Genomic DNA, 12,932 nt, shown 5'->3' with positions numbered 1-12,932 from the left:
CCTGATCCCATCCCGAACTCAGCAGTGAAACGATGCATCGCCGATGGTAGTGTGGGGTTTCCCCATGTGAGAGTAGGTCATCGTCAAGATTCATTCCGAAACCCCAATTGCGCAGGCAATTGGGGTTTTGTCTTTATGGCCGATAAAGACTCAATACGCTTTTTCTGCACGCATCAAAAAGCCCCGCAAGGGGGCTTCAGCGTGTATCGATAAGAATGAGCCAGGGCCTACAGAGCTAACAGTTCCCGTACCCGACTACCAAGACTCTCGACCGCGAACGGCTTCGTCAGTACCTGCATGCCAGGTTGAAGCTGGCCGCTGCCAATGACGGCGTTCTCTGCGTAGCCGGTGATGAACAAGACCTTCAGGTCTGGGCGCAGCTCGAGTCCGGCGTCGGCCATTTGCCGTCCATTCATGCCGCCGGGCAGCCCGACATCGGTGACCAGCAAATCGATGTGCATGCCTGAGCGCAACAGCTTGAGTCCTACTGCGCTATCCGCGGCTTCGATCACGGTATGGCCGAGTTCCTTCAATACATCCGCCAGAAGCATCCGCACTGTTGGGTCGTCGTCCACGAGCAACACGGTTTCACCAGGTTGCTCAACCGTCTCTTCTGCTGCACTCAATGAGTGCTCATTATCGAATGCCTCTCCGTGGTAGCGGGGGAGGTAAATGACGACGGTAGTGCCTTCCCCTACTTTGGAGCTGATACGGACTTGCCCGCCAGACTGCTGAGCGAACCCGTAGATCATCGAAAGACCCAGGCCTGTGCCCTGGCCGATCGGTTTGGTCGTGAAAAACGGCTCAAACACATGGGCCATGGTTTCGGGCGGGATACCAGTGCCCGTATCGCTTACGCACAGGCAGAGATACTGACCTTCGGCCATGCCGTGAGCACGAGCGGCATGGCGATCCATCCATTGGTTGGCCGTCTCAATTGTGATTCGACCGCCGTCAGGCATGGCGTCCCGGGCATTCAGGCAAAGGTTGAGCAGCGCATTTTCCAGCTGGCTTGCATCGACGAATGCAGGCCACAGCGTTGCGGCTCCCACGGTTTCTAAATGAATGCCAGGCCCGACCGTACGCTGGATCAGCTCGGTCATGCCATACATCAAGGTATTGACGTTGGTGGGACGCGGTTCGAGCGTCTGTCTGCGAGAAAAGGCCAGAAGGCGGTGAGTCAAGGCTGCTGCCCGCTTGGCAGAACTTTGCGCCGCGACCATGTACTTGTCGACATCGCCCAGACGCCCTTGAGAGATTCGTTTGTTCATCAACTCAAGCGCGCCCGAAATCCCCGCGACCAGGTTGTTGAAGTCGTGGGCAAGGCCGCCGGTGAGTTGGCCAACCGCTTCCATCTTCTGCGACTGACGCAGCTTTTCTTCAGCCTGCATCAGCTTGGCCGTTCGCTCGGCCACATGTTGTTCAAGCTTCTCGTTGAGGATGCGCAGCTTGGCTTCGGTCTGGTGCTGTTGCTCTTCGGCTATCGTGCGCTCCAGCAGATCGGCGGCTTGTCGTGCCAGGATATCCAGCAGACGCAGGTCCCGGCTGGAGGGCTGGTGCGGTTCGCTCCAGTGGGTCGAAATCATGCCCAGCAAATGGCCGTTGCGCGACAGCAGGGGTGTCGTCTGGGCGGAGCGGATGCCTGTGCGCCGGAACGCAAGCAGGTCTTCCGTACCCGCGATATCGGCCCATTGCTCGAAGTCGGTAATGATCGCCCGTTGGCCGAGCTTGAGTGCCATCGTACAACTGCTGTGAGCGTTGGGGCTGACCCACTGCCAGAACCCGACAGCCTCGGTTGGCAGCCCGCGCGAACACAGGAGTTGAAGCTCGCCACCATGCCCCGAGGCATGCCCCTCAGGGCAGAGCAACTGCATCGTTCCGAACTGAGAGCCGGTGATCGATACCGCCGCATCCACGATCTTGCCGTAGAGTGCCGTGAGGTCCTGTTCGCCGATCAGCTCGACACTGATGCTGTGCAGCAGATCAATGTCGGAAAGATCATTGTCGGATGCTCTGGAAGAGGTAGCTGGACGTTCTACCGAATAGGCGACATGTAGGGCTGGCATGGAGGCTCCTGTGGAGCGGAATTGAGCGCAATGCAGCCTAACAGCAAACGTTTCCGGGTGCGACGCGATTGTCCGTCCGGCGATGAACGTCATTTCAATGTTCAAGAAACTGTCATGATGGAAGGCACGGCCGGTACCTGCCCGTTTCCACGGGTTGTCCATAATTGTGGTGGATTGCTTATGGCAATCGAAAGCGCTTGCCCTTAAGGTTCCGCCTCAGGTTTTACTCGTTCGAGTCAAGGAAGCATGCATGCCCGTCACAAGCTCTCTGAACGCCGGTTTCATGGTGGTTCACGGCAACCGTCCGGATGAACTGCGCAGTCTGGTCGTCTCCTGGATGCGCCGCTACCCCTTGGCTCCGCTGGAGAACGAAATTGCTCTGGTGCAAAGCAATGGCATCGCTCAGTGGCTCAAACTGGCGCTGGCCGAAGACTCGCAGGATGAGGACCAGGGCGGCTGCGGCATCGCGGCGGCAATAGATGTTCAGCTTCCGGGCAGCTTCATGTGGCAGTTGTACCGTTCCGTACTGGGGCGTGATGAAATTCCGGAAGTCTCTCTGCTCGACAAGGCCCCGTTGACCTGGCGGCTGATGCGTCTCTTGCCGCAATTGATCAACCGGCCTCACTTCGAGCCGCTACAGCGCTTTCTGACGGCGGACACCGATCTTCGCAAACGCTACCAATTATCCGAGCGTCTGGCGGACCTCTTCGACCAGTACCAGGTGTACCGCGCCGACTGGCTTGAAGACTGGGCTGCGGGGCGTCATCAATTGCGCAATGTCCGGGGTGAAGCCAAGGCGTTGAGTGCCGCCAATGGCTGGCAGGCTGAACTGTGGCGTGCCTTGCTGGAGGATGTCGGTGCAGAAGGCATGGCACAGAGCCGGGCAGGTGTTCATCAGCGTTTCCTGGAGCGCATCGCAACCTTGAGCGAGGCACCAGCGGGATTACCGGCCCGGGTGATTGTCTTTGGCATATCTTCTCTGCCAGCTCAGGCGCTGGAGGCTTTGGCCGGGCTGTCGACGTTCAGCCAGGTGCTGCTGTGTGTTCATAACCCATGCCGTCACCACTGGGCCGATATCGTGGCCGACAAGGACCTGCTCCGCCATCAATACAAGCGTCAGGCTCGCAAGGACGGTATGCCACTGGCTCTTGATCCACAGACCTTGCACCAGCACGCCCACCCTCTGCTTGCCGCATGGGGCAAGCAAGGCCGTGACTACATCAATCTGCTCGACAGTCACGATGAACCCAGCAGCTACCGATCGTCTTTCAAGGATGAGCGCATCGACCTGTTCAGTGAGAGCGATCCCGGGAACATCCTGAATCAGTTGCAGGACGACATTCTCGAATTGCGTCCCCTCGACGAGACCCGTGCGCTTTGGCCGGCCGTCGATCCTCTGCAGGACCGCTCAATCCGCTTCCATGTCGCCCATAGCGCGCAACGGGAAGTCGAAGTGCTTCACGATCAGCTTCTGGCCCGTTTCAGCCGGGACCCGGACCTGCGTCCACGGGATGTGATCGTCATGGTCCCGGACATCGACAGCTATGCCCCGCACATTCAAGCCGTCTTCGGGCAGATTGAGCGTGAGGACCGGCGCTTCATTCCTTTCTCTCTGGCGGACCAGGGGCAGCGTGGTCGTGAACCGCTGCTGATTGCGGTCGAGCATTTGTTGAAGCTTCCCGACAGCCGCTTTCCGGTCAGCGAAATCCTGGACTTGCTTGATGTGCCAGCCTTGCGCGCACGTTTCAACATCCATGAACGCGATCTGCCGACCCTACACCGCTGGATCGAAGGTGCAGGCGTGCGCTGGGGACTGAATGCAAGGCAACGTGCCGGGCTTGGTTTGCCGGAAGGGCTTGAGCAGAACAGTTGGTCCTTCGGTTTGCGCCGAATGCTGCTGGGGTATGCGGTCGGTGCCGGTGCGGCCTATGACGGCATTGAACCCTATGACGAAATCGGCGGGCTGGATGCGGCGTTGATTGGCCCGCTGGTCGCGTTGATCGAGGCCCTGCAGATTGCTCACGCTGAATTGTCTCTGCCTGCCACGCCGCCAGAGTGGGGAGAGCGCTTGAATGTCCTCATGCAGGCTTTCTTCCAGTCTGAAAGCGAGCATGACGATTACTTGCTGGGCCAGCTGGAAGCCTTGCGCGAGAACTGGTTGAAAACCTGCGAGACGGTGGACCTGCTCGATGAGCTGCCGCTCACGGTGGTGCGGGAAGCCTGGCTGGCCGGATTGGACCAGGGCCGTCTGACCCAGCGCTTTCTGGCCGGATCGGTGAATTTCTGCACCTTGATGCCCATGCGTGCGATTCCTTTCAAGGTGGTCTGTCTGCTGGGCATGAACGATGGCGATTATCCGCGTGCCCAGCCGCCACTGGATTTCGACCTGATGGGCAGTGACTACCGGCCCGGTGACCGTTCCCGCCGCGAGGATGATCGTTACCTGCTGCTCGAGGCTGTGCTGTCGGCCCGGGATCAGCTCTATGTCAGTTGGGTCGGCCGCAGCATTCGTGACAACAGTGAGCGTCCGGCTTCAGTGCTGATCGGTCAATTGCGCGATCACCTGGCCGGAGGCTGGAAGCTCGTTCCGGACGAGGACTCCGACAGCCAGAAAGACCCTGGTGAGCGTTTGCTCGAGGCCCTGACCTTGCACCATCCGTTACAACCTTTCAGTGCCAGTTATTTCCATGAAGGTACGGGGTATTTCAGTTTTGCCAGCGAGTGGAGGTTGCTTCATGAGGACAGGGAGGCTGTGGCCCGCTCCGTTGTCTTGCCGCCCCACGAGCAGGATGAGCCGCTGACCATCGCCCAGTTACAGGACTTTTTGAGAAACCCTGTAAAGCATTTCTTCAGTCAGCGCCTGAAGATCTATTTCGAGACGGCCGAAGCGCCTTTGGCAGACGAAGAGCCCTTCGTGCTGGACGCCCTCGAGCGTTACAGCCTGAGTGAAAGTCTGCTGGCCGCTGCCCTGACCAGTCCGGACGATAGCGATGCCGCGTTACAGGCACAGGCCGTCAAGCTCCAGGGTAGCGGGTTGTTGCCCATGGCGGGTTTTGGTACCTGCCTGCAGGCGGAACTGATCGAGCCATTGCCGGATGTGCTCAAGCGCTATCAGGCGCTGCTGACGCTATGGCCCGAACCGTTGAGCAGCGCGTTACCCATCCGCTTTGCCCACTCCCGGATCAGCCTCGATGGCTGGCTGGGCGGGTTGCATGGCAATGCGCGGAATGAACTGCTGATCGTCTCGGTCATCCCCAACAGCATTGGCTCGAAAAAGACCCGCAAATGGCATCGATTGATTCGCCCCTGGGTCACTCATCTGGTGGCCAGTGCCTGCGGCTTGTCGCTCAATACGGCGTTGGTGGCCACCGATGAAACGCTCTTGCTGGCACCGCTGGAAAAGGACGCTGCCAGCGCCATGCTGAATGACCTGCTGACCGCCTGGTTGTGCGGCATGCAGCAACCTTTGCCGGTGGCCCCCAAAACCGCCTTTGCCTGGCTGGGGCAACCGCTGGACAAGGCCGAGGCGGCTGCACGCAAGGCGTATGAAGGGGATGGTCAGAACAGCGACGGTGAACGCCGCGAAAGCACTGCGCTGGCCAGGCAGTTCCCGGATTTCGATGCCTTGATGGAGAGCGAGGAGTTTGTCGGGTGGTGCGACGCCCTCTACAAACCGGTTCATGAGGCCCCCTGGAAGTCGCTGTCCGATGAGGAGGCTCGCGCATGAGTATCACGAACGAGTCGACCGTTCCTCTGGCGCTGCGCTTTCCTCTGCGTGGCAGCCAGTTGATCGAAGCCAGTGCCGGTACCGGCAAGACCTTCACCATCTCGGCTCTGTACCTGCGACTGGTACTTGGGCATGGGGATGAAACCACATCCTTTGGCCGCGAACTGCTGCCGCCGCAGATTCTGGTGGTGACCTTCACTGATGCCGCGACCAAGGAGCTACGTGACCGTATTCGTACCCGCCTTGCCGAAGCGGCCCGTTTCTTCCGTGACGAAATCGCTGCCCCCGACGACTTGATTGCCGACTTGCGAGCCCAATTCAGTCAAGACATCTGGGCAGGTTGTGCCAACCGGCTCGACATCGCGGCGCAATGGATGGATGAGGCGGCAGTCTCGACCATCCACAGCTGGTGCCAGCGCATGTTGCGTGAGCATGCTTTCGACAGTGGTAGCCTGTTCACCCAGTCCCTGGAAACCGATCACAGCGATTTGCTGGGAGAAGTGCTGCGCGATTACTGGCGACTGTTCTGCTACCCCATGCAGGGCGAGGTCCTGGACTGGGTGCGTGAAAAATGGGGTGGCCCGGCCGCCTTGTTGCCCCGAATACGCGGCCTGTTCGGCCGTGAGCGCAGCCCGGTGACTCAGGAGCCGGCGCAATTGATTCTGGCGTCACTGCAAGAGCGTCGGGAAGCACTGCAATCACTGAAAGCGCCCTGGACCGACTGGGCTGACGAGCTGCATGCGATTTGCCTGGATGGCGTAAAACGCAAGGTGGTCGATGGCCGCAAGATGCAGGAGCGTTACTTTGCTCCCTGGTTCGAGAAGCTCAAGGCCTGGGCTGCGGACGAAACCCAGGAGGCCCTCGAACTGGGCACCGGCTTTACCCGCCTGACCCCGGACGGAATGGCCGAAGCCTGGAAGAGCGATCCGCCTTCGCACCCGGCACTTGAAGCCATGCTTGAGCTCAAGGCTGCTCTGGACGCGCTGCCCAGACCCGATGCCGTTGTGCTGCAACATGCGGCGCAATGGGTCAGCGCACGCTTTGAGGAAGAAAAACGCCGACGCGCCGAGATGGGCTTCGACGACATGCTGCTCCGGCTCGACAACGCGCTGCAAGGCAGTGGCGGCGAGCGTCTGGCGACCTTGATTCGCGAGCAGTTCCCCGTAGCGCTGATCGACGAGTTCCAGGACACCGACCCGGTGCAGTACCGGATCTTCGAGCGTATCTATCGGCTTGAAGAGAACGACCAGGACACAGGGCTGTTCCTGATCGGCGATCCCAAGCAGGCGATCTATGCCTTTCGCGGGGCGGACATCTACACCTATCTGCGGGCGAGGACGGCGACGACCGGGCGCTGGCACACGCTGGACACCAACTACCGCTCCAGTCATGCCATGGTCGAGTCGGCCAATCACATCTTCGATCAGGCCGAGCAGCGTGCCGAAGGGCGTGGTGCGTTTCTGTTCCGTGAGGGCGACAACAATCCGGTGCCGTTCACCAGGGCGCTTGCCCAGGGCCGCAAGGAGCGGCTGGAAGTCGAAGGGGCTCCGCTGTCGGCCTTGACGATCTGGCATCTGCCCAGCGATCAGCCTGTATCCGGCACTCTTTATCGACAGCGACTGGCGGCCAGTTGTGCCAGTGAAATCGTTCGCCTGCTCAATGGCGGACAGCAGGGCCATACCGGTTTTGTGACGCCCGACAAGGCGCTGCGGGGACTGTTGCCTGCCGACATTGCCGTTCTGGTACGCGATGGCAAGGAAGCCCAGGCCGTGCGCAGCGAACTGGCGACCCGAGGTGTGCGCAGCGTTTACCTCTCCGACAAGGACTCGGTCTTCGCGGCTCAGGAAGCCCATGACCTGCTGGCCTGGCTGAAAGCCTGCGCCGAGCCGGATGCCGAGCGTCTCCTGCGGGCCGCGCTGGCCTGCATCACTCTGGACCTGCCGCTGGCCGAGCTTGAGCGTTTGAATCAGGACGAGCTGGCGTGGGAACGGCGTGTCATGCAGTTCCGGGACTATCGCACCCTGTGGCGCAGGCAAGGCGTGCTGCCGATGTTGCGTCATCTGCTGCACGACTTCGCCTTGCCCCAGACCCTGATGGCGCGCAATGAGGGAGAGCGGGTGCTGACCAACCTGCTGCACCTGTCCGAGTTGCTGCAACAGGCCGCTGCCGAACTGGATGGCGAGCAGGCCTTGATCCGGCACTTGAGCGAGCAACTGGCCTTGTCCGGTCAGGCCGCGGAAGAGCAGATCCTGCGTCTGGAGAGCGACGAACAACTGGTCAAGGTCGTGACCATTCACAAGTCCAAGGGCTTGCAGTATCCGTTGGTGTTTCTGCCCTTCATCTGTTCAGCCAAGCCGGTGGATGGCAGCCGTTTGCCCTTGCAGTTTCACGATGCCGACGGTCATGCACAGATCAGCCTGCAACCGACCGAGGCCTTGATTGAACAGGCTGACGACGAGCGTCTGGCCGAAGACCTGCGTTTGCTCTATGTCGCCCTGACCCGCTCCGAGCATGCCTGCTGGCTGGGGGTTGCCGACCTCAAACGCGGCAATCTCAACAGTTCGATGTTGCACCGCTCGGCGCTCGGCTACTTGCTGGGCGGTGGTGCGGCGCTGGCGGAGTCGGCGGATGTGCAGCGCTGGCTGCGCGATCTGGCCCAGGGCTGCGAGAGCATTGCCTTGCAACCGGTTCCCGAGCCAGACAGCGAAACGTTCAGGCCGCCACGCAATGAGGCACGGTTACTCAAGGCCCTGGCTCCCAAGCGTCGCGCTGCCGAAAACTGGTGGATCGCGTCCTACAGTGCGCTGCGCATTGGAGACAGTCTGGCCACGGGAGGCGATGAATCTCCCGACAGTCCGCAGGCGCAAAAACTGTTCGACGACGATCGACCGGACCCCCTGGCCCCTCGCGAAGTGCTCGCCAGTGGCGATGACATACATCGTTTCCCCCGTGGCCCGAACCCCGGTACTTTCCTGCATGGCTTGCTGGAGTGGGCGGGTAACGAAGGCTTTGCTGTGATAGCCCATGACCCGGAGCGCCTGAAGGACGCCATCGCCCGCCGTTGCAACCGGCGTGGCTGGAAAGGCTGGATCGATACCCTGACGGGATGGTTGCACAACCTGCTCAATATGCCGCTGCGCCTGGGGAACGACGTGACGCCGGTTGCTCTGGCTGAACTGGACCAGCCCAATCAGTACAGGGTCGAGATGGAGTTCTGGTTTGCCAGCAGCCACGTCAATGTGGCGCAGCTGGACGACCTCGTGTGTCGTTACACCCATGGCAATGCACCGCGTCTGCTGGCCCAGACGGCCGTACTCAACGGCATGTTCAAAGGCTTCATCGACCTGACGTTCGAGCATGAAGGGCGTTACTACGTGGCGGATTACAAATCCAACTGGCTGGGTGGCGACGAGACGTTCTATACCGAGCAGGCCATGGAAGCGGCCATTCTCGACAACCGCTATGACTTGCAATATGTCCTCTACCTGCTGGCACTGCATCGCCAGCTCAAGGCTCGTCTGGCCGATTACGATTACGATCGGCACATGGGCGGAGCCTTGTATCTGTTCCTGCGCGGCAGCCGCTCGAACACTCAGGGTGCGTATTTCACCCGACCGCCGCGTGAGTTGATCGAAAGCCTGGACCTGCTGTTCCAGGGGAACCCGCTGCACACCGCCGAGCCAGGAGCCTTCGTATGAGCCGTTCGTTCAACGAACTGTTACCCACGCCGCTGGAGGCTGAAAGCCTGGCAGGCCTGAGCCCGCTGACCCGTGTCGCGGACCTGTTGCAATTGCTGGAGCGCTGGGTAGAACGGGGCTGGCTGCGGGCGCTGGACCGTGCCTTCGTGGCGTTTCTGGGGGAGCTTGATCCACACGCCGATTCACGGGTGTTGCTGGCGGCGGCACTGACCAGCCATCAACTGGGCCACGGTCATGTATGTCTGGACCTTCATGAAACGCTCAAGGCACCTGACTTCGCCCTGTCCTTGCCGCCGGAAGGCGACATGCTGAATATCCCGATGCTCCTGCCGTCGCAACTGCTGGTTGCGCTGGAGGGCGAGACATGGTGCCAGGTGCTGGCGCACAGCCCTCTGGTCGCACTGGCCGACGACATGAGCCCGGAAGGGTTGCAACGACCGCTGGTGTTGTCTGATCGACGCCTGTACCTGCGTCGTTACTGGGCCTATGAGCGCCGTATCGCCGCGGCCCTTCGTCAGCGACTGGCGCAGCCGGACAGTGCACCTCAGGATCTGGCGCCGCGTCTGGATAAGCTGTTCGGGCCGGCCAGTACCGCGCCGGATGCCGTGATCGACTGGCAGAAACTGGCCTGCGCTCTGGCCACCCGCCGTGGCTTCAGCATCATCACCGGCGGGCCGGGCACCGGCAAGACCACCACCGTGGTGCGTTTGCTGGCCTTGCTGCAAGCGCCAGCTGTACAGAGCGGGCAGCCGCTGCGCATTCGTCTGGCCGCACCGACCGGCAAGGCCGCAGCCCGTCTGACCGAGTCCATCAGCCAGCAGGTGCAAGGTCTGGATGTCAGTGCCGATGTGCGGCAAAAGATTCCCAGCGAAGTCACCACGGTTCACCGTCTGCTGGGCAGTCGTCCGGGAACGCGGCACTTTCGTCATCACGCGGGCAACCCGTTGCCGCTGGATGTGTTGGTGGTCGATGAAGCCTCGATGATCGATCTGGAAATGATGGCCAACCTGTTGGATGCGCTGCCGGCCGAGGCGCGGATGGTGCTGCTGGGCGACAAGGACCAACTGGCGTCTGTCGAGGCTGGCGCGGTGCTTGGTGATCTGTGCCGTGATGCCGAACAGGGTTTCTACAGCCCGCAGACCCAGGCCTGGCTGGAGTCGGTCAGTGGCGAAGACCTGGGGCATAGCGGATTGCAGCAAGGCGACGTGCAGCAGTATCCCCTCGCACAACAAGTCGTGATGCTGCGCCATTCGCGTCGTTTCGGGCAGGGCAGCGGCATCGGCCAGCTGTCACGGCTGGTCAACCAGCAACGGGATCAGGACGCCCGTGCGCTGCTGGCGGCTGGCAGCCACAAGGACCTGTTCAGTCTGGCGCTCAAGGGGGAGCAGGATCAGCGTCTTGATAGCCTGCTGCTCGACGGTCATGACGGCGGTCCGCAAGGTTATCGTCATTATCTCGGTGTGCTGACAGGGCAGCGACCTGCCGATGGCCCCACACTGGACGACGACTGCTGGACCCGCTGGGCGCGTTCGGTGCTCAAGGCCTTCGATGAGTTCCAGTTGCTGTGCGCCGTACGCAAGGGGCCATGGGGCGTCGAGGGCTTGAACGAGCGCATCACTCAAGCCTTGTCCCGCGCGAACCTGATCGAAAAGGATCAGCAGTGGTACGAAGGCCGCCCGGTCCTCATGACACACAACGACTACGGCCTGGGCCTGATGAACGGCGACATCGGCATTACCCTGTACCTGCCTGAGCGCGAGGGGGACGGCAAAAAGGTCTTGCGCGTGGCCTTCCCTCGTAACGATGGCAGTGACGGAGTGCGTTTTGTGCTGCCCAGCCGGCTCAACGATGTGGAAACCGTCTATGCAATGACTGTCCACAAATCCCAGGGTTCGGAGTTCGCACATACCGCCTTGATACTGCCGGAAGCCTTGAATCCGGTGCTGACCAAGGAACTGATCTACACCGGTATCACTCGCGCCAGGCATTGGTTCAGTCTGATCGAGCCGCGTAAGGGCGTGTTCGAGGATGCACTGCGTCGCAAGGTCAAACGCCTGAGCGGATTGATGCTGGGGCTGTGAGTGGTGCTTCGGGCTGGTGGCCGCGAACTCATGCGCGAAGCCCATCCTCATAATCTCCCGGCAGGCCTCTTCTATACTCGACGTACTTGAACTGACGGTATTGCAAGCCAACCTGCCAAGGAGAACAACAATGAAAATCGCATTCATCGGTCTGGGCAACATGGGGGCACCCATGGCGCGCAATCTGATTCAGGCGGGACATCAGTTGCAGGTGTGCGACCTGAACAAAACCATCCTGGCCGAACTGGCGGCCCAGGGAGCAAGCATCCGGGAAACCCCCAGGCATGCGGCTCAGGGGAGCGAACTGGTGATCACCATGCTGCCCGCCGCCACGCATGTGCGCAGCGTGTATCTGGATAAAGATGGCGTGCTGGAAGGGATTGCAGCCGGTGTGCCTGCCGTGGATTGCAGTACCATCGATCCACAGACCATACGGGATATTTCTGCCCAGGCGGCCAGACAAGGCGTCGTGCTCGGGGATGCGCCCGTCTCCGGCGGAACGGCAGGTGCCCAGGCTGGCACACTGACGTTCATGGTGGGCGGTACGGCAGACCACTTTGCCGTGCTCAAGCCGGTACTGGCGCAGATGGGGCGCAACATTGTCCATTGCGGCGAGGTGGGCACCGGGCAGATCGCCAAGATCTGCAACAACATGCTGCTGGCCATTTCCATGATCGGTATTTCGGAGTCCATGGCACTGGGCAATGCGCTGGGCATCGATCCTCAGGTACTGGCCGGAATCATCAACACATCGACCGGGCGTTGCTGGAGTTCGGAGTTCTACAACCCCTGGCCGGGTATCGTGGAAACGGCACCGGCGTCGCGAGGCTATACCGGTGGTTTCGGGGCGCAACTGATGCTCAAGGATCTGGGGCTGGCGACCGAAGCGGCAAAGACGGCCCATCAGCCTGTCATTCTGGGGGCGCTTGCCCATCAGTTGTATCAGGCCATGAACCTGCGCGGGGACGGCCACAAGGACTTTTCGGCGATAGTCGAGGGTTATGTGCGTCCGGAGTGAGCGCACGGGGGCCTAGCGTTCATGCCACCATCGCGTCCAGCGAGCGGTCCACCATGGCCTTGGCCATTTGTGCCAGGTGAAGGATCGAAAACGTCAGGTCATGGTTCTGGCTGTCGCTGGCTTCATTGGCGGTTGCGATGATGCAGCGCAGCAGGTCGGAGGCATGATTGAGTGCGTCTTGATGGCTCAGGGCTTCGTTGACGATGAACGGTTTGATTTCGGGCATGGGCAACTCGACGGTGAGTGAAGCGACAACGGAGCCTAGAGGCCCGGATTTCGCGGCGCAATAGGGTGTGGTTTTCTCGGAACATTCACTCAGAAGAGCAAGATTCATCCTGCTGG

The 12,932-nt window shown here is 60.9% G+C and carries 6 protein-coding genes and 1 rRNA gene; 5 read left to right on the top strand and 2 right to left on the bottom strand.

The window, feature by feature from the left end; genetic code table 11:
* Nucleotides 1–89: ribosomal RNA gene (gene rrf / locus ACIPY9_RS15005) — 5S ribosomal RNA — on the top strand; the annotation flags it as partial.
* Nucleotides 90–227: 138 nt separating this feature from the next.
* On the opposite strand, the gene ACIPY9_RS15000 is transcribed toward rrf, so the two are convergent.
* Nucleotides 228–2,066 carry an ATP-binding protein gene (locus tag ACIPY9_RS15000; protein ID WP_400702531.1) on the bottom strand — a complete coding sequence of 613 codons (1,839 nt, stop codon included), beginning with the start codon at nt 2,064–2,066 and terminating at the stop codon, nt 228–230.
* Between the two features lie 250 nt (nt 2,067–2,316).
* On the opposite strand from ACIPY9_RS15000, the gene recC reads away from it, so the two are divergent.
* The 4 genes from recC (at nt 2,317) to mmsB (ending at nt 12,590) form a co-directional block, all read left to right on the top strand.
* On the top strand, nt 2,317–5,793 hold the full coding sequence (gene recC, locus ACIPY9_RS14995; RefSeq protein ID WP_400702528.1) for an exodeoxyribonuclease V subunit gamma: 3,477 nt from the start codon (nt 2,317–2,319) through the stop codon (nt 5,791–5,793).
* On the top strand, nt 5,790–9,491 hold the full coding sequence (recB, locus tag ACIPY9_RS14990; RefSeq protein ID WP_400702525.1) for an exodeoxyribonuclease V subunit beta: 3,702 nt from the start codon (nt 5,790–5,792) through the stop codon (nt 9,489–9,491). The genes recC and recB overlap by 4 nt, the downstream gene beginning before the upstream one ends.
* Nucleotides 9,488–11,572 (top strand): exodeoxyribonuclease V subunit alpha, encoded by a 2,085-nt coding sequence (gene recD, locus ACIPY9_RS14985; RefSeq protein WP_400702522.1) that lies wholly within the window; start codon nt 9,488–9,490, stop codon nt 11,570–11,572. Before recB ends, recD begins: the two co-directional genes overlap by 4 nt.
* A 130-nt stretch (nt 11,573–11,702) precedes the next feature.
* Nucleotides 11,703–12,590 carry a 3-hydroxyisobutyrate dehydrogenase gene (gene mmsB / locus ACIPY9_RS14980; RefSeq protein ID WP_400702519.1) on the top strand — a complete coding sequence of 296 codons (888 nt, stop codon included), beginning with the start codon at nt 11,703–11,705 and terminating at the stop codon, nt 12,588–12,590.
* Between the two features lie 19 nt (nt 12,591–12,609).
* Here the strand turns inward: mmsB and ACIPY9_RS14975 are convergent, their stop codons facing one another.
* Nucleotides 12,610–12,816, bottom strand: a complete 207-nt coding sequence (locus ACIPY9_RS14975; protein WP_400702516.1) for a DUF6124 family protein — start codon at nt 12,814–12,816, stop codon at nt 12,610–12,612.
* Nucleotides 12,817–12,932: the final 116 nt, after the last annotated feature.

Origin of the sequence: Pseudomonas sp. NPDC089734, from assembly GCF_044748865.1 — a bacterium.
Lineage (GTDB): Bacteria > Pseudomonadota > Gammaproteobacteria > Pseudomonadales > Pseudomonadaceae > Aquipseudomonas.
The sequence above is the reverse complement of the archived record's forward strand: the minus strand, read 5'-3'. Positions and strand labels throughout refer to the sequence as shown.